The organism is Cedecea lapagei (assembly GCF_900635955.1).
Classification (GTDB): Bacteria; Pseudomonadota; Gammaproteobacteria; order Enterobacterales; family Enterobacteriaceae; genus Cedecea; species Cedecea lapagei.
In genome coordinates, this window is record NZ_LR134201.1 from 3206516 (window position 1) to 3226724 (window position 20209).

Below are 20209 nucleotides of genomic sequence, written 5' to 3' on the forward strand. Positions count from 1 at the left end.
GCTAATTTTCACCACGTGATAGCGGAAAAAATTTAAAAAAAAGCCACCTTCAAAAAGGTGGCTTTTAAAGCATCACTGGCTTATTTCAACTCAAACTCACCCTGCTGCACGCGGGCAGAGTCGAGGCCGATAAACACGTTGAACTTGCCCGGCTCCGCCTCGTATTTCATCTTCGCATTCCAGAACTTCAGGGCGTTGATGTCGATTGGGAAGCTGACGGTCTGGCTCTCACCCGCTTTCAGCGCCACTTTCTTAAAGCCTTTAAGCTCTTTCACCGGGCGGCTCATGGAGGCGGTCACGTCCTGCAGATACATCTGCACGACGGTTTCCCCTTCGCGGTCGCCGGTATTGGTGACGGTGACCGAGGCTTCCACTTTGCCCTCGCGCTTCATGGTTGGGGCGGAAAGCTTCACGTCAGACACTTTAAAAGTGGTGTAGCTCAGGCCATAGCCAAACGGATAGAGCGGCCCGTTGGCTTCATCAAAGTAGCGAGACGTGTATTTGTTAGGTTTTTCCGGATCGTACGGGCGACCGGTATTGAGGTGGCTGTAGTACGTCGGAATCTGCCCAACCGAACGAGGGAAGGACATCGGCAGCTTGCCGGACGGGTTGTAGTCGCCAAACAGAACGTCAGCGATGGCGTTGCCGCCTTCGGTGCCGCCGTACCAGGCTTCCAGCATCGCGTCTGCCTGCTGATCTTCCTTCACCAGCGCCAGAGGACGGCCGTTCATCAGCACCAGCACCAGCGGTTTACCGGTAGCTTTCAGGGCGGTAATCAGGTCGCGCTGGCTCTGCGGTAGCGTTAGATCCGTGCGGCTAGAAGCCTCATGCGCCATGCCCTGAGCCTCACCGACAACCGCAACCACCACATCGGCGTTTTTGGCCGCGTTAACCGCTTCGTCAATCATCGCTTTCGGCGTACGCGGATCCACGGTGACCGCAGGTTCGTACTGGTTCAGGAACTCGACAATATCTTTTTCATCCGTGACGTTCGCGCCTTTCGCAAACACCACTTTACCCTGCTGGCCAACGGCATTTTTGATGCCTTCCAGCGGCGTAATGGACTGTGCAGCAACGCCAGCGGCGGACCAACTGCCCATGGCGTCACGCTTGCTGTCCGCCAGCGGACCAATCACCGCAATGGTGGAGGTCTTTTTCAGCGGCAGCGTTTGCAGACGGTTTTTCAGCAGCACCATGCTTTCACGCGCGACTTCACGCGCTTCTTTGCGGTGAAGGCGACTCTCTGCGTTGGTGTCTGCCGGGTCAGACTCTTTCGGCCCAAGGTGGCTGTAGGGATCGTTAAACAGCCCCATATCGTATTTGACGTTCAGCACGTGGCGAGTCGCGTCATCCAGCTCTTTCATCGGCACCGCGCCGCTTTTCACCAGCTCCGGCAGGTATTTGCTGTAATACTCATCGCTCATACTCATGTTGATGCCGGAGTTGAGCGCAATGCGCACCGCGTCTTTCGGGTCGCTGGCAACGCCGTGTTTGATCAGCTCTTTAATCGCGCCATGATCGGAGATGGTAATGCCTTTGAACTTCCATTCATCGCGCAGCAAATCTTTCAGCAGCCAGCTGTCCGCAGAAGCCGGCGTGCCGTTCAGGGAGTTGAGCGCGACCATCACGCCGCCGCTGCCCGCGTCCAGCGCGGCTTTGTACGGCGGCATATAGTCGTTAAACAGGCGCTGCGGGCTCATATCGACGGTGTTGTACTCTTTCCCGCCTTCCACCGCGCCATAGGCGGCGAAGTGCTTCACGCTGGTCATCACCGAGTAGCGATCCGCCGGGCTTTTGCCCTGCATCGCCTCAACCATCGTGCGGCCCATAATCGAGGTCAGGTAAGTATCTTCGCCAAAACCTTCAGAGACCCGGCCCCAGCGCGGATCGCGCGAGACGTCGACCATGGGTGCCCAGGTCATGTTCAGACCGTCGTCCGCAGCTTCATAGGCGGAAATACGGCCAACGGTTTTCACCGCATCAAGGTTGAAAGAAGACGCCAGCCCCAGGCTTATCGGGAAAACGGTACGCTGGCCGTGAACCACATCGTAGGCGAAGAAAAGAGGAATTTTCAGGCGGCTGAGCTGCATCACCTGGTCCTGCATGGAGCGGATATCCTGACGGGTGACGGTATTGAAAATGGCCCCCACCTGTCCGTCTTTGATCATCTCGCGGATGGCTTCTTTCGGGTTATCCGGACCGACGCTGATTAAACGCAGCTGGCCGATTTTTTCATCGGTGGTCATTTTTTTCAGCAGGTCGGTGACGTAGGCATCACGCGCTTCCGGCGTTAAAGGGTGCGGGCCAAACATCTCGTCGGCGAGCGCAGGCTGCAGCGCCAGGCTAACGGCTATCCCTACAGAACAGAGCCATTTCATCGGATTCACTCTCACAAGCTTTTGTTAAGGCGTGCAGTTTGCCACATCGCCCGCGCGGTAAGAAGAGCGTAGCAAAGCCTGGCTTCTGATTTCGCGGAGATTTCCTCGTTACGCTCACGTTTTTCGGCGCTATGCTTAACGGCAGGCTTTTTGATGCCACCACAAGGAGTGGATACATGTCTGTTGTGATGAATTCCGATAATAAAACGCTGATAAACGAACTCTCTCGCCACGTTGGCTCGCACCATGTTTTAACCGATCCGGCAAAAACCGCACGCTACCGTAAGGGCTTCCGTTCTGGACAAGGGGAAGCGCTGGCCGTGGTGCTCCCCGGATCTCTGCTGGAGCTGTGGCGAGTCTTAAGCGCCTGCGTCGCCGCCGATAAAATCATTATTATGCAGGCCGCTAACACCGGCCTGACGGAAGGCTCCACGCCGAGCGGCAACGACTACGATCGCGAAATTGTGATTATCAGTACGCTGCGCCTCGACAAGCTCCACCTGCTGGATAAAGGCGAGCAGGTACTGGCCTGGCCGGGCACCACGCTCTACTCGCTGGAAAAGGCGCTGAAGCCCCTGGGGCGCGAACCGCATTCGGTGATCGGCTCTTCCTGTATCGGAGCGTCGGTGATTGGCGGCATTTGCAATAACTCCGGCGGTTCGCTGGTGCAGCGCGGCCCGGCCTATACCGAAATGTCGCTTTTCGCTCGTATTGATGAAAGCGGCAAGCTGCAGCTGGTGAACCACCTCGGCATTAATCTGGGCACCACGCCGGAGCAAATTCTTAGCGCGCTGGATGACGAGCGCGTGAAGGACAGCGACGTTATGCATGATGGCCGCCACGCGCACGATCACGATTACGTCACTCGCGTGCGCGACGTTGAGGCCGACACGCCTGCACGCTACAACGCTGACCCGGATCGCCTGTTTGAATCTTCTGGCTGCGCGGGCAAGCTGGCGGTCTTCGCCGTGCGTCTCGACACCTTCCCGGCGGAAAAACGTCAGCAGGTGTTTTACATCGGCACAAACCAGCCCAGGGTGCTGAGCGAGATCCGCCGCCACATTCTGGCTAACTTCAAGAACCTGCCGGTGGCCGGAGAATATATGCACCGCGATATCTACGATATCGCAGAAAAGTATGGCAAAGACACCTTCCTGATGATCGACAAGCTGGGCACCGATAAAATGCCGTTCTTCTTCACCATGAAGGGGCGCACCGACGCGATGCTCGACAAGGTTTCTCTGTTTAAGCCGCACTTTACCGACCGCTTTATGCAAAAACTTGGCGGCGTTTTCCCGGCTCACCTGCCGGAGCGGATGAAAACCTGGCGCGATAAATATCCTCACCACCTGTTGCTGAAAATGGCAGGTGAAGGCATCGACGAGGCCAAAGCCTGGCTGACCGAGTACTTTAAAACCGCCGAGGGTGATTTCTTTATCTGTACCGCAGAGGAAGGCAGTAAAGCCTTCCTGCATCGCTTTGCCGCCGCCGGGGCGGCGATTCGCTATCACGCCGTTCATGCGGATGAGGTGGAAGATATTCTGGCGCTGGATATCGCGCTGCGCCGCAACGACAGCGACTGGTTCGAAGAGCTGCCGCCGGAGATTGGCGATAAGCTTATCCATCGCCTCTATTACGGCCACTTCATGTGCCACGTTTTCCACCAGGATTACATCGTTAAGAAAGGCGTGGACGTTCATGAGCTGAAAGAGCAGATGCTGGCGCTGCTGCACGAGCGCGGAGCGCAATACCCTGCCGAGCATAACGTGGGCCACCTCTACAAAGCGCCCGAAGCCCTGAAGCAGTTCTACAAGGCCAACGACCCGACCAACAGCATGAACCCGGGGATCGGCAAAACCACGCGGCGTAAAAACTGGGTCGAAGAGGAGAGCGCAAAGGGATAAGTTTCTCCTATGACGGGCAAACTAGGCTTCGCGCTTTTTTGGGCATAAATTAGTGAAACGGGGGTGAAGAATATCTTCCCCCTTTTCTCTGGTTAAGGAGCGAAAGATGTCCGCAGTAGAAACGTTACCCCTCTCTTCAGTCCACCTGAGGGAAGCGACGCCCGACGATATTCCTGCCATTAAAACGATTTATGACTGGCACGTGCTGAACGGCAAAGGATCGTTTGAAGAGACGCCCCCCGATCTCCAGCAAATGGCCGAGCGGCTGGCGGCGGTTCGCAGCCATGGTCTGCCGTGGCTGGTCGCGGTGATTGACGACCGCGTTGTCGGCTACTGCTATGCCACGCTGTATCGCCCTCGCCCCGGCTACCGCTACACCATAGAAGATTCAGTTTATATCGACGCCAGCATGACCGGGCGTGGTATCGGTAAAGCTCTGCTGAGTGAGTTAATTGCGCTGTGCGAAAAGGGGCCGTGGCGGCAGATGATCGCGGTCATTGGCGACGGAGAGAATAATACCGGCTCGTGCAAATTACACAGTCAGCACGGATTTGAAACCGTCGGGCGACTGCGCAGCGTCGGGTTTAAGCTGGGCGACTGGCGGGATACCTTGATGATGCAGCGTCCCCTCAACGGCGGAGACGAGACGCTGCCGAACTGATTATTCCTCTTCCGCTCCTGCGGCGGTGTTGTTCGCCATCTGCGCCGCCTTAGAGCGCTTATAGCTTAGCGCCGCCGCCGGAACCGGCGTCACCTTCCCGGTTTCCATCCAGTTGCGCAGGCGGTTAGCGTCCGCGAAATGGGTGTACTTACCAAAAGCGTCCAGCACCACAAGCGCCACCGGGCGGCCTTTGATCACCGTGCGCATCACCAGGCAGTGACCGGCATTATTGGTAAAGCCGGTTTTCGTCAGCTGGATGTTCCAGTTATCGCGGTACACCAGGTGGTTGGTGTTGCGGAACGGCAGCGTATAGGCCGGATTGCGGAAGGTCGCCATATCTTCATGCGTGGTGCTGAGCTGCCCCAGCAGAGGATATTTCTGGGTCGCTACCAGCAGTTTGGTCAGATCGCTCGCCGTCGAGACGTTTTCAATCGACAGGCCGGTGGGCTCCACATAGCGCGTATGGGTCATGCCCAGCGATTTCGCCTTCGCGTTCATCGCGCGGATAAAGGCATCATAGCCGCCAGGATAGTGGTGCGCCAGGCTTGCGGCCGCGCGGTTTTCTGACGACATCAGCGCCAGCAGCATCATGTTTTTGCGGCTGATTTCGCTGTTCAGGCGTACGCGAGAGTAAACGCCGCGCATTTCCGGCGTATGGCTGATGTCCACCTTCAGCATTTCATCCATCGGCAGATGAGCGTCCAGCACCACCATCACGGTCATCAGCTTGGTAATTGAGGCAATGGGACGAACCAGATCCGGATGGCTGGAATAGAGAATTTTATTGGTTTGCAAATCGACAATCATGGCGCTGCCGGAGGCGATCTCCTGGCCGGCGCTGGCCGCGTGGGTAACGGCCTTGCTGGCTTCTGCCTGCGGGGCAAAAGGCACAGTCATCATCAGCGCAAGGCTGAACAACGATAAACGGATTTTTGTCGGCATGGTGACACTTCTGTAATGATTCCGGAAAAGTATAGGCTCACCGCAGCTATTCATCAGAATGACATAAACAGGCGGGGCGCCGGAATCATACTCCGGCGCCCCGCTTGACTACCAGTTAAGAATCGTAACGTTATATCAAAACCTTCTGTTAATTCACCTCGTCAGAACAGACGGTAGCCATAGCCCCACAGAATGACCGCCACGGCCAGCAGTACCTCCAGCACCAGCACGCCAATGGCAAGGGTTGAGCTGGAAAAACTCATCCCCTCTTCTTTATCAATGCCAAGGAAGTCAGGTACGCCGACGTAGAGCAGATAACCGGTATAGACCAGTGCAAGAGCCCCCACCGCCACGCACAGCCAGACCAGCGGATAAAGCGCAACAATCCCGCTTAAGAACAGCGGCGTCGCAACATAGCCGGCAAAGACCATACAGCGGGCAAGCGACGGGCGCTGCGGATAGTTACGCGCCATCCACCAGATAACCCTCCCCATTACCGCCACGCCAGCCAGCATCAGCGCATAAAAGAGAATACCGAGGTAGAGACCAGTAAACAGGGAGAGCTGAACGTAGGTGCCGTCACCAAAGTTCCAGCCGATTTGCGTGGTGCCGATAAACGCGCAGATGACGGGGATCGCCGCCATCAACAGCACATGGTGTGTGTAGTGGTGCGAGACAGATTCATTCTCGCGCTTAATTTCCTGCATTTCCCGATTGGGATGGGAGAACAATCCCCAGACATGGCTCATACAACCTCCGGACCAGCGGCGCAAATGGCTGCGATACACCAAGTATAATTCACCTTCAGGTTATTATTTAACCAGACGAAAAATATCTACGATTATCTGCAGGCCAGGCGGCGATGAGTTGTATGCTTTAAGCAGGCGTTTTTACATGGAGGAGAGTCCAGCTTAATGGATATCAATGGTTTAATAGAACAGTATGGCTATGCCGCGCTGATTATCGGCAGCATGGCGGAAGGTGAAACCATTACCCTGCTCGGCGGCGTAGCCGCCCATCAGGGACTTTTAACATTCCCTCTGGTGGTGGCGGCCGTCGCGCTGGGCGGCATGATTGGCGATCAGCTGCTGTTTTTGGTGGGCAGGCATTTCGGCAGCGCCCTGCTGGATCGTTTTAAAAAGCATCAGAAGAAAATTACCAAAGCGAAGGCGCTGATTAACCGCCACCCTTATCTGTTCGTGATCGGGAGCCGTTTTATGTACGGCTTTCGCATCGTCGGGCCGATTATCATCGGCGCCAGCAAGCTGCCGCCCAGGCTGTTTATCCCGCTCAATATCTGCGGCGCCATTTTATGGGCCACTCTATTTACTACGCTCGGCTACCTCGGAGGCGAAGTTGTCGGCCCGTGGCTGCACCGCCTGGATACTCATCTGCGCCACTGGATTTGGCTCATTGCTGCTGTGGCGCTGGTCGTGGGCATTCGGCTGTGGTTTAAATACCGGCAAAAAGACGATTAACCCTCGGCAACAGGCAGCAGTGCAAGCCAGCCCCTCAGCAGCAAAAGCGCCTCTTCGCCGCTGCCTTCGCGCTGGGCTTTGACTATCGCGCCGTCAATCACCAGCGCCAGCATTTCTGCCTGCTGCCTTCCGCCTGCGTTATCGGGCAAATAATCAGCCAGACACTGCACCATTGCCTGCTTGTGAGCGCGGGCAATGGGCAGCGTTTCCGGCAGCGCCTCGGCCATTTCCACCGCCGAGTTGATAAACGCGCAGCCGCGAAAACCCTCCTTCTCAAACCAGCTTTGCAGCGTGGCCGCTAGCGCCTCCGCCAGCCCTTTTTCTTCGTTTAGATGCCCTTCAAGCGTGCGGCTAAACCACGTCATCCAGCGCTGATGACGGTAATCCAGGAAGGCCAGAATCAGGTCGTCTTTGGCCGGGAAATGTCGGTAAAAGGTCACCTTGGTGACGCCGGCCTCTTTGATAATCCGGTCGATGCCGGTGGCGCGAATACCATCGCGGTAAAATAAATCATGCGCGGTTTGCAAAATCCGGTCGCGCGCGCCGGGGGTCGCCGTGGTCATGTTCGCTCCTGTTAAAAATCTATCATGCCGTATGTAGACAAGTCTGTCTACCCAGGTTAGCCTAGCGATGTAGACAGACCTGTCTACTCACTCACAGGAGCAGCCCCATGACGGTCAAACCCCCAATTCCTCCCTTTACGCTCGAAACGGCCAAACAAAAAGTTCGCCTCGCGGAAGACGCGTGGAACAGCCGCGATCCTGAACGTGTATCGCAGGTTTACGCCCTGAATACCCACTGGCGTAATCGCGCCGAATTTGTGGAGGGCCGCGAGGCTGTTGTCGGCTTTTTAACCCGTAAATGGCAGCGCGAACTGGACTACCGCCTGATCAAAGAGATCTGGGCGCACGACGGCAACCGCATCGCGGTGCGCTTCGCCTATGAATGGCATGACGATTCCGGCAACTGGTTCCGCAGCTTTGGCAACGAGAACTGGGAATTTGATGAACAGGGGCTAATGATTAATCGCCACGCCTGCATTAACGATACGCCAATCAAAGAGAGCGAACGCGCCTTCTTCTGGCCGCTCGGCCGCCGTCCGGACGATCATCCCGACCTGAGTCACTTCGGTTTTTAGCGGCTCTGCCGCAGGCGCGCTTTTCTTTCCGGCGGCGTAGCGTCTAAAATTCATCCGGGCCAATAATGGCCTTACTGATGCGGAGGATTTATGACGCAAAATATCTACGACGATCCGGCATTTTTTGCCGGTTACGCCACGCTGGATCGCTCGATAAAGGGGCTGGATGGCGCGCCTGAATGGGCAAAAGTTGAGGCAATGCTGCCGCCGCTGGCGGGCAAGATGGTGCTGGATTTAGGCTGCGGCTACGGCTGGTTTTGCCGCTACGCGCGCGATGCAGGCGCGGTAAAAACGGTCGGGCTGGATGTCTCCACCCTTATGCTCGCCAAAGCCCGTGAAATGACCGAAGGGACAGGCATTGAGTACCGTCGGGAAGATCTTTCCACGCTGCAGCTGCCGGCGAACAGTTTCAATTTAGCCTACAGCTCGCTGGCGCTCCACTATCTGGAGGAGATCCGCCCGCTATTCACCACGCTTTATCAGGCGCTGGTGCCGGGCGGCAAACTGGTCTTTACCGCCGAACACCCGATCTATACCGCGCCGCTGGAGCAGGCCTGGCTAAGGGATCGAGCGGGGCAGCGCAGCTGGCCGGTGAATCATTATCAGCAGGAAGGGGTACGCATCAGCAACTGGTTTGCCGAGGGCGTTAAAAAGCAGCACCGCAAGCTGGCAACCTGGATCACTGCCCTGATAGAAAGCGGCTTTGTGCTTGAAAAACTGGACGAATGGGGCCCGGAAACCGAGCAAATCGCCCTAAACCCCGCGCTGGCCGAAGAGGCCGAACGCCCGATGATCTTCCTGCTTGCAGCCGGTAAACCTCAACGCTAGTCCGCAGTAGCACCGTTTTTTTCTTCATTATTCCGTCTACGGGGAGGCAACTCCCCCCGTCTTCAATTCCTTGCCTATACTCAACAAGACCAAATCAAAAGGGAAGGAGCGCTAATGAAAATTATTTTATGGGCCATTCTGATCATTTTCCTCATTGGGCTGCTGGTGGTGACCGGCGTATTTAAAATGATCTTTTAATGTTAATGATGCTGGCGCCACGCTCCCGTGGCGCCATTTGCTTTTTCCTGTCTGACTTCCTCCCGCCTCGCTTGCCGCCCTGCTTTCCTCCGGGTATCATCACTTCAATTGATTGGAGAAATGATGACCATCAAAGAAAATGATTTCCGCAAAATCGATCTCAATTTGCTGATCGCTTTTGCAGTGCTGTTCCGCGAGCAAAGCGTCTCGCTGGCCGCCAACAAGCTGCATCTCGGCCAGCCCGCGGTCAGCGGCGCGCTGGCTCGGCTGCGCGACATGTTTGACGATCCGCTGTTTATCCGCAGCGGCCATCGCATGCAGCCCACCGCCCGCGCAAGCGAGCTGCATACCGAGCTGATGCCCCTGCTGGAGCAGCTGCAAAGCGCCCTTTTCCAGCAGGCAGAGTTTTGCCCGGCCAGCGCGAAGGCGACCGTCACCCTCGGCATGACCGACTGGGTGGAGATGTGGCTGATGCCAAAACTTATCCCCGCGCTAAATCAGGAAGCCCCGGCCATGCGAATTAACGTCGTGGCAAGCGACCCGTTTACCGATGCCCAACGGCTGGAAGGCGGCGAGCTGGATATGGCGATAAGCATGGCGAACGAAAGCGCCCGCTGGCTGGAGCGCGAAGTGTTGACGAGCATGGATGTCGTCGCGCTCTGGCATCCACAGCAGATTGCGGCCAGCGCCCCGCTGTCGCTTGAGGCCTACATTGCCCATCAACACGTGATGGTTAACTATCGCGAAGCCAACGGCAGCCAGACAGACACGCTGCTGGCGAAGCTCGGGCAAACACGCCACATCAGCTACACCACGCCGCATTTTGCCGCGCTGCCGGGTCTGCTGATGCAAATGCCCGCCCTGGCGACCGTTCCGGCGGGGCTGTCTGAAAGCTGGCAGCGAACGTGGGGACTGGCGGCCAGTCCGGTGCCGGTAGAAGTGCCGCCGTTTGAGGTGGCGCTGCTGTGGCATCAGCGCCACAACAGCGATGCAGCCCTAATGTGGCTGCGTGGGTTTATTCAGCGGCTGGTGAATGCGGCTTAACGCTTAAGGCTGCCGCCGTTGGTGGCAATCACCTCTTTATACCAGTGGAAGCTTTTCTTTCTTGAACGCTCAAGCGTGCCGTTCCCCTGGTCATCACGATCTACGTAGATAAAGCCGTAGCGCTTCGACAGCTCGGCTTTCGAAGCGCTGACCAGATCGATAGGCCCCCAGCTGGTGTAGCCCATCACCGCAACGCCGTCCTCGATAGCCTCCCCTACCTGCACCAGATGGTCGTTCAGATAGCTGATGCGGTAGTCATCGTTAATCCTGCCTTCGGCATCGGGCTTGTCCTTCGCGCCGAGGCCGTTTTCAACAATAAACAGCGGCTTCTGATAGCGATCCCACAGCGTGTTAAGCAAAATACGTAGCCCTACCGGGTCAATTTGCCAGCCCCACTCGGAGCTTGCCAGATGCGGATTGGGCACCATGCTGAGAATGTTGCCGCGCGCCCTGGCGTTAAGCTCTTCATCCGCCGTGACGCAGCCGGTCATGTAATAGCTGAACGAAATAAAATCGACGGTATTTTTCAGAATTTCACCATCGTTTTCGCTAATTTCAAGCTCAATGCCGTGCTCCCGGAAGTAGCGCAGTATATAGCCGGGGTAGCTGCCGCGACACTGGACGTCGCCGAAGAACAGCCAGCTGCGGTTTTCCTGCAGGGTTTCCAGCACGTCGTCTGGCTTGCAGGTGAGCGGGTACATCAGGCCGCCCAGCAGCATATTGCCGATTTGCGCATCCGGGATAATCTCGTGGCAGGCCTTAACCGCCAGGCTGCTGGCGACCAGCTGATGATGAATAGCCTGATAAATTGCACCTTTTGCAGGCTCGCCCTCCAGCCCGACGCCGGTCAGCGGGGCGTGCAGCGACATGTTGATCTCATTGAAGGTCAGCCACAGCTTAACCTTATGCTGATAGCGGCTGAACACGCAGCGGGCATAGCGTTCAAAGCAGTCGATAACTTTACGATTTCCCCAGCCGCCGTATCGCTTAACCAGCCCCCACGGCATCTCGTAGTGGGACAGGGTCACCATCGGCTGAATACCGTGCTGCGCCAGCTCGTCAAACAGGCTGTCGTAAAACGCCAGCCCGGCCTCGTTTGGCTCAGGCTCATCGCCCTGCGGGAAGATACGCGTCCAGGCAATAGAAATGCGCAGACAGCGGAACCCCATTTCGGCAAACAGCGCGACATCCTGCGGGTAGCGGTGATAAAAATCGATAGCCACGTCTTTAATGCCGCTGTCGCCCGGCGCTCGCTCTTTTACCGGGCCAAACACGCCCTGTGGCTGGACGTCTGAGGTAGAGATCCCCTTCCCGCCCTCCTGCCACGCGCCCTCAACCTGGTTCGCGGCGATCGCGCCACCCCACAGAAATGCCTTTGGAAATGCAGTCATGTCACTCTCCTTTGCTTAGCGTTCTACCGTCAGGAACGGCATACCTGAATTGATGGTTGATTGCTTTGTCACACGCTTAACGCCTCGATAGTCGTCGCTGTTGCTGACGATAACCGGCGTGGCGAGATCGTACCCGGCGGCAAGGATCGCCTCGCGGTCGAACTCTATCAGCAGATCGCCGGGTTTAATTTTGTCCCCCGGCTGAACGTGTGCGGTGAAGTGCTGCCCCTCCAGCTTCACCGTATCGATACCAATGTGAATTAAGACTTCGATGCCGCTGTTGCTGAGCAGGCCGATGGCGTGGCGAGTCTGGAACAACGAGGCGACCTCACCGTAAAACGGCGCCCGGACTTCGTTGGCGAGCGGGATAATGGCTGCGCCCTGCCCCAGCAATCCACCAGAAAACGTGGCGTCCGGCACCTGATCCATCGCCAGCACCGTGCCGCTCATCGGCGCCAGAATATCATCGTCTCCGGCAATGGCGGTGGGGGAAGCGGCAGGCTGCAGGCTGCGCGGCAGGCCAAAGGCCCAGGTCAGCGCACAGGCCAGAACCAGCGACAGCATCGTCCCGCTAATCGCCCCCCATACCGAGCTGTCCATTCCTCCTGGGGGAAGCATCTGCGCCAGGCTGAAAATGCTCGCCAGGCCGAAGGAGTAGAGATTGCTCTGGCTGTAGCCAACGATCGCCCCGCCGATAGCGCCGGCGACGCAGCCAAAAATAAAGGGTCGGCGATAAGGCAGCGTTACGCCATAAACCGCTGGCTCGGTAATCCCGAAGATCCCCGCGGTGGCGGCGGAGCCCGCAAGGACTTTCAGTTTGGCATCACGAGTGGCGAGGAATACGCCAAGCGCAGCGCCTACCTGGCCCGTCACCGCCGGCAGCAGCAGCGGCATTAGCGTGTCGTGGCCCAGCACGCTGAGGTTGTTGATCATGATGGGCACCAGCCCCCAGTGCAGGCCGAAAATCACGCAGATTTGCCAGATAGCGCCCATCACCGTTCCCGCAAGCCACGGCGCAAAGGCGTAAATGGCCTGATAGCCGTGCGCGAGCATCTGGCTAAGCCAGGTTGCCGCCGGGCCGATAATCAGGAACGTTAGTGGGACGACTACGGCCAGGCAAACTAGCGGCGTAAAGAAGTTCTTCATTGCGGAAGGGAATACGCGGTTGCAGCGCTTTTCCAGCCAGCAGCAGATCCAGGCGGCGAAGATTATGGGGATAACCGAGGAGCTGTAGTTGATAAAGGTCACCGGAATGCCCAGGAAGCGTTCAGGCTGGGCCGCAGCGTCAAGGGCCTGGGTAATGAGCGGGTGCGTTAAGGCTCCGCCGATAGCCATAGTCAAAAATGGGCTGCCGCCAAATTTTTTTCCGGCGGTGTAGCCCAGAACCAGCGGGAAGAAGTAAAACAGCGAATCGCTGGCCGCAAACCAGATTTTCCAGGTGGCGGAAGCGGTATCCAGCCAGCCGCAGACTACGCTTAGCGCCAGCAGCCCTTTAAGAATACCGGAGGCGGCCATCACGCCGAGGAAGGGGGTAAATATTGCCGAGACGATATCGATCAGCCTGTTAAGAAGATTATTTCCTCCGCCCTTCTCTTCCTGCGGCGTCGTATCCTCATTAATGCCGGCGGCCGAGCAGACGGCGGTATAAACATCGTGTACATGATTGCCAATCACCACCTGAAATTGCCCGCCGCTCTCCACCACCGTGATAACATCCGGGTTGTTTTTCAGCTCGGGATCGGCCCGCGAGTTGTCTTTTAGCTTAAAGCGCAGCCGGGTAGCGCAGTGTACCAGGCTAACGATGTTTTGCTTTCCGCCGACATGCTTGAGGATCTCCTGCGCCAGCGCTTGATAGTCCATAACCGCTTTCCTTCTACGTCACGCCCGCAGGCGTAGTGTGCTGAGTTAAGGTTAAAAAAAAACCTGAGCCAGCCGCCCACAAGGGGAGCTAACGCTCAGGTTTTGCCTGCCGAAGCAGTCACAATCCGTCTTGTTGTGTTAAGCCTTGCGGCTCTCTTTACGCACTCGCTCAATGTGAATCGCGAGAAACATGATCTCTTCATTACTCAGCTCGCGCTGATGGCTTTTTGCCAGATGCCGCCGAAGTTTCTCCGCACAGCGCCATGCCAGCGGGTAGTTATCCTTCACTGCCGCATACAGGGTTTGATCATCGTCCTCTACCGTCGAACGGTTTAACAACCTCTGGGCAAAGAATTTCAAGTGGGTCACAAAGCGCTGGTAGCTGAGGCTCTCTTCCTGGTATTCAATCTGCAGCTGGTACTTCACGATATGCAGGATTTCCTGCATCACGCGGGTGACGTCCATCACCTCCGGCATCTCACCTTCCAGCTGGGCGGTAACCAGGTGCAGCGCAATAAATCCCGCTTCATCTTCGGCAAGCTGCACGCCAAGCCGCTGATGGATAATGCCCAGAGCCTCCCGCCCCAGCGCAAACTCTTTTGGATACAGGCGCTTGATTTCCCACAGCAGCACGTTGCGGATGGCCATCCCTTTTTTCTGACGCTCCATCGCAAAGTGGCAGTGGTCCGTCAGCGAAATGTAGAGGCTTTCCTGCAGCTTGCCCAGCCGTTCGCGAGCCAGCTGAATAATGCGATCGCTGGCGGTCATCACCTCCAGCGGGATCTGATTGAGCAGCTCGCTTAACCTCGCCACCAGCTCGTCGCTTTGCAGAGCAAAGACCTTTTCTATTTTGCCGCGGTCAAGGCTGTCTCCCGGCTGTTTCTGAAAGCCCAGCCCCTTTCCCATCACCACCTGCTCGCGCCGATGTTCGTCGAGGATAACCACTACGTTATTGTTCAGTATTTTGGCGATTTCCATGGTGACCCCAGAAACAAAAAAACCTGACCTCTGGCAGGGCCAGATAATCAGGTTTTGCCTGCGAAGCGCAGTAACAATCCAACCTATGCACTCTATCACGGAGGATATATCGCTCAACGCCTCAGGGTGAAAAGCGTGATAGCGATCTCGGCACAGCTTCGCTATTAGCCGCCGACTTCCGCCGCGAACAGTTTGCGGTACTGTTCTTCAAACTGCGGGGCATTCCACTCCCCGTCAAACAGAGTCCAGGTGATGTACCCGCGGTTCAGCCAGCCGGTGTCGGTATCGGTATCCACCGGCGTCAGCACTTTTTCGCTGAGGATTTGCTGAGTTTTACCGTCAGGCAACAGCTTGTAGTAGTGCTGTGGTACCGGATTACGTTCGTTTTCGACGAATTTCACCCCCTTTATGGCCTTTTTCTCCAGCGCCGGATAGTTAATGCTTAACCCGGAGCCCGCAGGCAGTACCGCCTGACCCGGATGCCAGTTTTTTGCCAGCGCGTCTACCAGACCTGCGACATAGTCGACGGAGTCAGGCCAGTACTTGTGGGTGCTTGGCCATCCGGCCTTCATCTCTTTTTCGCTAAGAATGTAGCCAATGCTGGCGGCGATGGACGGATAACCATAGCGTACCGCACGGGCTGCCGCGCCGATGGTGCCCGAGTTAAGCTGCGCGACGCCGGTGTTCGGGCCATCGTTCACGCCCGAGATAACCAGATCCGGCGGCGTCTCTTTCATCACGCCGAGGACGCCAAAATCAAGGGCGTCTGCCGGCGTGCCAGGGAAGCAGTAGCGCTTGTCTGCACTCTTTTTGACGTCAAAAATTTTATTTGGCTTAAAGGTAATGGCTGAGCCAATACCGCTTTGGTTCGTTGAAGGCGCAACCAACCAGACCTCATAGCCTTTTGCCGTCAGTTTATCCTGAAGCGACGTGGTGCCCACAGACTGACAGCCATCGTCATTCACCAGCAAAATACGCATCGGACGCTCGGCGGCAAAGGTGGAGCCGGCAATGGCTGTCAACATCAGCCCGGCGATGATTTTCTTTTTCATTTTCACTCCTTCTTTATTACGTAATCAGAATAAATTAAAACGATATTCAACACGAACGGTGCCGCCCACGCCTTTAGCGCGGCGGAAACTGCTGTTATTTTCATCCAAAGCAGGCATTTTCGATGAAGTTAATTTCCAGCTATAGCTTGGGCCAAACCCGGCAAATACATCCAGCCCTTTTATTTGCGGACTGTTCCAGAGGAAATAGCCACCGCACTCCCACTCTTTCAGTGCAACATTTTTATATTTCATGCCAAAACCATAATTACCGTACAGGCCAATTAATAATTCAGGTAAGAGTTGATACTGGCTGTACAAATAAACCATCTGCTCGCCATCATTGATATAATCGTTACCCTCGCCGTCTGCCTTACTATTAAAGGCCCCGCGGGTATTTTTACCAAAATGCCAGTAGAAGTGGCCTAAGCCATTATCCAGGCTGGCCCGGGTATGCGACCAGCCGACCCCGGACTCAGAACGCCCGTACTGATAGCCCACAAGGGCAAACAGGTGCTGAGCGGTGCGGCTAAACCCCCGGGCGCCTTCCCATTCGCTGAGTCCCCGGGCGTAGTAGTAGGTGCTTTTTGCCAGCAGATTAAGCTCTTCACCCAGCGGCATCATGGCGCTGGCTTCAACGCCGTGACGCAGCAGATAGCTGGCGCTTTCGGCGGCAATATAGCTAATTTTGCTGCCCTTCACGGGCGTCCAGCTCATTTCTCCGGTGGCGATATAGTCAATCTGCTTGTTGCTTTTCAGCGTCCTGAAGCGGCGCTTCTCCGGCTCATCTCGCTCAGAAAAACGGTTTACGACCGCCGCTTTTATCCCCATGCTATCCCACTTCAGCTCAGAGCTAACGCCTTCCCAGGTGCTGGGCGCGGCGCGGCTACGGGTCACGTTGAGCGCGGCAAATTTATAGAGCTGACGCCAGCCCGCCCAGAGCGAGAGGTGCCGCTGAGCATCACCCCAGCGCGCTTTAGCGTAAAGCTGCCCGAGCTTGTGGAAGCCCTGCGCTTTGCCGTTTTTATCGCGCAGCAGATCCCTGCCGTAGAAGGCATCGTTGGCGTACAGTTTTGCCACGCCATACCACGAAGCATCGACGCCAACGCGATCCCCAAGCCAGCCGCTTTGCCAGTCCAGATGCAGCCCCTGGGCCCAGGCACTCTGATTGCCGATACCCTGATCCGACATCGAGTCGGTGGTATTCAGCATCCAGACATTTTTAAGCGTTGAATCGAGATGGCTGCCGGTAAAAAGACCGCCGTCATAGTCAGAATAATCGGCCAGCGCTTCAGGAATCGCGCCCCAGCTAAGCAGCAGCATCAGGCTGCCTGTTATTTTTGTGTGTGAGTACATGGTAAACTTCCCTTGTTTTAAACAAAAAAAGAAGCAAAAAAAAACCTAAGTTCCTTCCCCGTTAATCGGAGAGAGAAACTTAGGTTTTGCCTGTCAAACAGTAACAATCCTTAATTTAGGCTGCCATTCTGGCATTACACTTTGGTCATCGCCAGCACTAAATAAATTGAATATGCAAAACTGTGAACCTGATTGCGAATCGGATGAAAGAAAAGAAATTAGTTAACAGAGAAAAGCGTCATCCGTTAATTAAAGGAAACGTTAACGGATTCCGCATAATAGATTATTTCAATGCACCAATGACGCAGGCGATTTCCCCGGAGGTTTTTAAAGTACGGATAACCGTAAACAACTCCGTTGCCTCAACATATTCTTTGCGTAAATAGCCGAGCCACTGCTTAATACGTGCCACGTGGTACATCCCGGTATCGCCCTGCTTTTCCAGGCGGCTGTATTTTTGCAACAGCGTAACAACATCGGCCCACGGCATACGGGCTTCGTTGTATTTGATAACCCGGCTCAGGTTGGGCACGTTCAGCGCCCCACGTCCAATCATCACCGAATCGCATCCCGTGGTCGCCAGGCAATCCTGAGCGCTTTGCCAGTCCCAGATTTCACCGTTTGCAATGACCGGAATCGACAGCCGCTGGCGGATTTCGCCGATTGCGCCCCAGTTGATAAGTTCGGCTTTATAGCCATCTTCTTTAGTACGCCCGTGAACCACCAGCTCCGTCGCGCCCGCCTGTTCGACCGCATCGGCAATTTCAAACTGCCGCGCGCCGCTGTCCCAGCCGAGGCGAATTTTCACCGTGACCGGTAAATGCGCGGGAACGGCCTCACGCATGGCTTTCGCCCCACGATAAATGAGTTCGGGATCTTTCAGCAATGTTGCGCCGCCGCCGCTGCCGTTGACCAGTTTTGACGGACAGCCGCAGTTGAGGTCAACGCCCCAGGAGCCCAGTTCAACCGCGCGAGCCGCGTTCTCGGCCAGCCACTGAGGATACTGCCCAAGAAGCTGGACACGCACCAGAGTGCCGGACGGAGTACGGCTGGCATGGTTCAGTTCGGGGCAAAGTTTTAGAAAGGATTTCACCGGCAGAAGCTGATCGACCACGCGAAGAAATTCGGTGATGCAAAGATCGTAGTCATTAACTTCGGTTAGAAGCTCACGAACTAAGGAATCAAGAACGCCTTCCATCGGGGCAAGAAGAACACGCATGACGCATCCGATAATATTGGTGTTGTTGTCCCCTCACCCCACCCTTCACCACAAAGGGAGAGAGGGAAAACAAAGCTCCTCGTCCCGAAGGGGAACACAGGGCGTCTTTAATCCCCTCTCCCTTGTAGGGAGAGGGTTAGTGCGAGGGTATAAAAAACTTACTGCGCAGCCGCCGGTTTGCGAGGTGGACGACGACGACGGGCATTATCACCTGCCGGCTTCGCTGCACCTTCGCCCTGCGGTTTACCGCCGCGGCGTGGGCCGTTGTTGCGATCGCCGGAAGCGCTGGCGTTACCACCGTTGCCGCCGCGACGCTGACCCTGGCCCTGGCTTTGGCCACCACGACCGCCGCCGCCGCGCTGCTGGCGACCATTTACGATAGGCTCGGCAGGAATAGAAGGATCAACATCATATCCCTCAAGCGCCATACGTGGGATCTCACGCTTCAGCAGACGCTCGATATCACGCAGCAGCTTATGCTCATCGACGCAAACCAAAGAGAGCGCTTCACCGGTTGCCGCCGCACGGCCGGTACGACCAATACGGTGAACATAGTCTTCCGGTACGTTAGGCAGCTCGTAGTTAACGACGTGAGGCAGCTCTTCGATATCCAGACCACGGGCCGCGATATCGGTCGCCACCAGCACACGAATGCCGCCGCTTTTAAAGTCGGCCAGCGCACGGGTACGGGCGCCCTGACTTTTATTACCGTGGATCGCCGCCGCGGTAATTCCGTCTTTTTGCAGCTGCTCAGCAAGGTGGTTAGCGCCGTGCTTGGTGCGGGTAAACACCAGCACCTGCTGCCAGTTGCCTTCGCCAATCATCTGCGACAGCAGTTCCCGCTTGCGTTTTTTGTCCACAAAGTGAACGTGCTGCGTGACCTGCTCAGAAGCCGTGTTGCGGCGAGCCACTTCCACCTCTTCCGGGTTATGCAGCAGCTTTTCAGCCAGCCCTTTAATGTCGTCGGAGAAGGTTGCCGAGAACAGCAGGTTCTGACGACGCGCAGGCAGCTTGGCCAGCACGCGGCGGATATCGTGGATAAAGCCCATATCCAGCATGCGGTCGGCTTCATCCAGGACCAGGATCTCGATCTGGTCGAGTTTCACGGCGTTCTGGTGCTCAAGATCCAGCAGACGTCCCGGCGTTGCCACCAGCACATCTACGCCGCCGCGCAGCTTCATCATCTGCGGGTTAATGCTCACGCCGCCAAAAACAACCAGCGAGCGGATATTCAAATATTTGCTGTAGTCGCGGACGTTCTCACCAATCTGCGCCGCCAGTTCGCGGGTCGGGGTGAGGATCAGCGCACGCACCGGGCGACGGCCCTTCAGGTGAGGCGCGCTGTCGGTCAGACGCTGTAACAGCGGCAGGGTAAACCCTGCGGTCTTGCCGGTACCGGTTTGGGCACTGGCCATCAGGTCGCGGCCTGCTAATACTACCGGAATTGCCTGACGCTGGATTGGGGTAGGCTCACGATAGCCCTGCTCTTCCACCGCACGCAAAATATCGGCATTCAGGCCGAGAGAATCAAAAGACATAGGAACTCCAGAACCGCCCTGACCGCATTGTGCGGTGTAGTTTCCAGGGGGAACATCACGCGCCAGCGCTATGCTGGCGAAGAGAGGAGGCGCAAACCACGGCGCCGTTCGCGTGCAGTGTAGCAGTTTTTGTGATCTTACGCATAAATTCTCTCTCCCCTCCCCTTAGCAGGATAAAGCCTCGAGCTGGACAGGCCTGATAACTTTGCTTACGCTTAATCAATCGATTGATTAACTTTTTAAGAGG

At 56.4% G+C, this 20209-nt stretch carries 18 protein-coding genes; 7 read left to right on the forward strand and 11 right to left on the reverse strand.

All coding sequences use genetic code 11. The features are described from left to right. Positions 1–80: 80 nt before the first annotated feature. Entirely contained in the window at positions 81–2378 is a 2298-nt protein-coding gene (gene bglX / locus EL098_RS15505) for a beta-glucosidase BglX (RefSeq protein WP_126357066.1), read from the reverse strand. A 176-nt stretch (positions 2379–2554) separates the two neighbouring features. Here bglX and dld point away from each other — a divergent pair, with 176 nt between their 5' ends. Together dld and EL098_RS15515 are read left to right on the forward strand one after the other, a co-directional pair. Further along, entirely contained in the window at positions 2555–4282 is a 1728-nt protein-coding gene (gene dld / locus EL098_RS15510; RefSeq protein ID WP_126357067.1) for a D-lactate dehydrogenase, read from the forward strand. Between the two features lie 106 nt (positions 4283–4388). Continuing rightward, on the forward strand, positions 4389–4943 hold the full coding sequence (locus tag EL098_RS15515; protein WP_126357068.1) for a GNAT family N-acetyltransferase: 555 nt from the start codon (positions 4389–4391) through the stop codon (positions 4941–4943). Here the strand turns inward: EL098_RS15515 and pbpG are convergent, their stop codons facing one another. Beyond that, complete coding sequence (gene pbpG, locus EL098_RS15520) at positions 4944–5885, reverse strand: D-alanyl-D-alanine endopeptidase (protein ID WP_126357069.1); 942 nt, start codon at positions 5883–5885, stop codon at positions 4944–4946. It lies immediately after the preceding gene. 161 nt (positions 5886–6046) lie between these two features. Further along, a complete protein-coding gene (locus tag EL098_RS15525; protein WP_126357070.1) occupies positions 6047–6634 on the reverse strand; it encodes a Yip1 family protein in 588 nt (195 codons plus the stop codon). A gap of 165 nt (positions 6635–6799) precedes the next feature. Between EL098_RS15525 and EL098_RS15530 the strand changes: the two genes are divergently transcribed. Then, entirely contained in the window at positions 6800–7363 is a 564-nt protein-coding gene (locus tag EL098_RS15530; protein WP_126357071.1) for a DedA family protein, read from the forward strand. On the opposite strand, the gene EL098_RS15535 is transcribed toward EL098_RS15530, so the two are convergent. Next, a complete protein-coding gene (locus EL098_RS15535) occupies positions 7360–7926 on the reverse strand; it encodes a TetR/AcrR family transcriptional regulator (protein ID WP_126357072.1) in 567 nt (188 codons plus the stop codon). The genes EL098_RS15530 and EL098_RS15535 overlap by 4 nt on opposite strands. A gap of 107 nt (positions 7927–8033) precedes the next feature. Between EL098_RS15535 and EL098_RS15540 the strand changes: the two genes are divergently transcribed. From EL098_RS15540 to EL098_RS15555, 4 genes are all read left to right on the forward strand, one after another. After that, positions 8034–8501 (forward strand): nuclear transport factor 2 family protein, encoded by a 468-nt coding sequence (locus EL098_RS15540; RefSeq protein WP_126357073.1) that lies wholly within the window; start codon positions 8034–8036, stop codon positions 8499–8501. 90 nt (positions 8502–8591) lie between these two features. After that, positions 8592–9329, forward strand: coding sequence for a class I SAM-dependent methyltransferase (locus EL098_RS15545; RefSeq protein WP_126357074.1), 738 nt, complete (start codon positions 8592–8594; stop codon positions 9327–9329). A 114-nt stretch (positions 9330–9443) separates the two neighbouring features. Next, the gene (gene yohP / locus EL098_RS15550) at positions 9444–9527 is read left to right on the forward strand and encodes a small membrane protein YohP (protein ID WP_008456306.1); all 84 of its coding nucleotides are present in this window, start codon (positions 9444–9446) and stop codon (positions 9525–9527) included. A 123-nt stretch (positions 9528–9650) separates the two neighbouring features. Further along, positions 9651–10571 carry a LysR family transcriptional regulator gene (locus EL098_RS15555; protein WP_126358470.1) on the forward strand — a complete coding sequence of 307 codons (921 nt, stop codon included), beginning with the start codon at positions 9651–9653 and terminating at the stop codon, positions 10569–10571. On the opposite strand, the gene ascB is transcribed toward EL098_RS15555, so the two are convergent. From ascB to rhlE, 7 genes are all read right to left on the reverse strand, one after another. Beyond that, positions 10568–11962 (reverse strand): 6-phospho-beta-glucosidase, encoded by a 1395-nt coding sequence (gene ascB, locus EL098_RS15560; protein ID WP_126357075.1) that lies wholly within the window; start codon positions 11960–11962, stop codon positions 10568–10570. The two genes, EL098_RS15555 and ascB, sit on opposite strands and share 4 nt — an antisense overlap. A 15-nt stretch (positions 11963–11977) precedes the next feature. Beyond that, positions 11978–13822 carry a PTS beta-glucoside transporter subunit IIABC gene (bglF, locus tag EL098_RS15565; protein WP_126357076.1) on the reverse strand — a complete coding sequence of 615 codons (1845 nt, stop codon included), beginning with the start codon at positions 13820–13822 and terminating at the stop codon, positions 11978–11980. A gap of 138 nt (positions 13823–13960) precedes the next feature. Next, positions 13961–14800: a BglG family transcription antiterminator LicT gene (licT, locus tag EL098_RS15570; protein ID WP_126357077.1), complete on the reverse strand. Its 840-nt coding sequence runs from the start codon at positions 14798–14800 to the stop codon at positions 13961–13963. Between the two features lie 164 nt (positions 14801–14964). Continuing rightward, positions 14965–15852: a 5'/3'-nucleotidase SurE gene (gene surE / locus EL098_RS15575; RefSeq protein WP_126357078.1), complete on the reverse strand. Its 888-nt coding sequence runs from the start codon at positions 15850–15852 to the stop codon at positions 14965–14967. A 24-nt stretch (positions 15853–15876) separates the two neighbouring features. Then, complete coding sequence (locus EL098_RS15580) at positions 15877–17205, reverse strand: OprD family outer membrane porin (protein ID WP_126357079.1); 1329 nt, start codon at positions 17203–17205, stop codon at positions 15877–15879. 283 nt (positions 17206–17488) lie between these two features. After that, complete coding sequence (gene dusC / locus EL098_RS15585) at positions 17489–18424, reverse strand: tRNA dihydrouridine(16) synthase DusC (RefSeq protein ID WP_126357080.1); 936 nt, start codon at positions 18422–18424, stop codon at positions 17489–17491. Between the two features lie 158 nt (positions 18425–18582). After that, entirely contained in the window at positions 18583–19962 is a 1380-nt protein-coding gene (gene rhlE / locus EL098_RS15590; RefSeq protein ID WP_126357081.1) for an ATP-dependent RNA helicase RhlE, read from the reverse strand. Positions 19963–20209 lie beyond the last annotated feature (247 nt).

Excerpts from the sequence above, each read along its gene's own strand:
- licT (WP_126357077.1), bottom strand. The coding sequence starts at position 14,800 with ATGGAAATCGCCAAAATACTGAACAATAACGTAGTGGTTATCCTCGAC.
- EL098_RS15530 (WP_126357071.1), top strand. The coding sequence starts at position 6,800 with ATGGATATCAATGGTTTAATAGAACAGTATGGCTATGCCGCGCTGATT.
- yohP (WP_008456306.1), top strand. The coding sequence starts at position 9,444 with ATGAAAATTATTTTATGGGCCATTCTGATCATTTTCCTCATTGGGCTG.
- EL098_RS15555 (WP_126358470.1), top strand. The coding sequence starts at position 9,651 with ATGACCATCAAAGAAAATGATTTCCGCAAAATCGATCTCAATTTGCTG.
- dusC (WP_126357080.1), bottom strand. The coding sequence starts at position 18,424 with ATGCGTGTTCTTCTTGCCCCGATGGAAGGCGTTCTTGATTCCTTAGTT.
- bglF (WP_126357076.1), bottom strand. The coding sequence starts at position 13,822 with ATGGACTATCAAGCGCTGGCGCAGGAGATCCTCAAGCATGTCGGCGGA.
- ascB (WP_126357075.1), bottom strand. The coding sequence starts at position 11,962 with ATGACTGCATTTCCAAAGGCATTTCTGTGGGGTGGCGCGATCGCCGCG.
- EL098_RS15515 (WP_126357068.1), top strand. The coding sequence starts at position 4,389 with ATGTCCGCAGTAGAAACGTTACCCCTCTCTTCAGTCCACCTGAGGGAA.
- surE (WP_126357078.1), bottom strand. The coding sequence starts at position 15,852 with ATGAAAAAGAAAATCATCGCCGGGCTGATGTTGACAGCCATTGCCGGC.
- EL098_RS15545 (WP_126357074.1), top strand. The coding sequence starts at position 8,592 with ATGACGCAAAATATCTACGACGATCCGGCATTTTTTGCCGGTTACGCC.
- dld (WP_126357067.1), top strand. The coding sequence starts at position 2,555 with ATGTCTGTTGTGATGAATTCCGATAATAAAACGCTGATAAACGAACTC.
- rhlE (WP_126357081.1), bottom strand. The coding sequence starts at position 19,962 with ATGTCTTTTGATTCTCTCGGCCTGAATGCCGATATTTTGCGTGCGGTG.
- EL098_RS15535 (WP_126357072.1), bottom strand. The coding sequence starts at position 7,926 with ATGACCACGGCGACCCCCGGCGCGCGCGACCGGATTTTGCAAACCGCG.
- pbpG (WP_126357069.1), bottom strand. The coding sequence starts at position 5,885 with ATGCCGACAAAAATCCGTTTATCGTTGTTCAGCCTTGCGCTGATGATG.
- EL098_RS15540 (WP_126357073.1), top strand. The coding sequence starts at position 8,034 with ATGACGGTCAAACCCCCAATTCCTCCCTTTACGCTCGAAACGGCCAAA.
- bglX (WP_126357066.1), bottom strand. The coding sequence starts at position 2,378 with ATGAAATGGCTCTGTTCTGTAGGGATAGCCGTTAGCCTGGCGCTGCAG.
- EL098_RS15580 (WP_126357079.1), bottom strand. The coding sequence starts at position 17,205 with ATGTACTCACACACAAAAATAACAGGCAGCCTGATGCTGCTGCTTAGC.
- EL098_RS15525 (WP_126357070.1), bottom strand. The coding sequence starts at position 6,634 with ATGAGCCATGTCTGGGGATTGTTCTCCCATCCCAATCGGGAAATGCAG.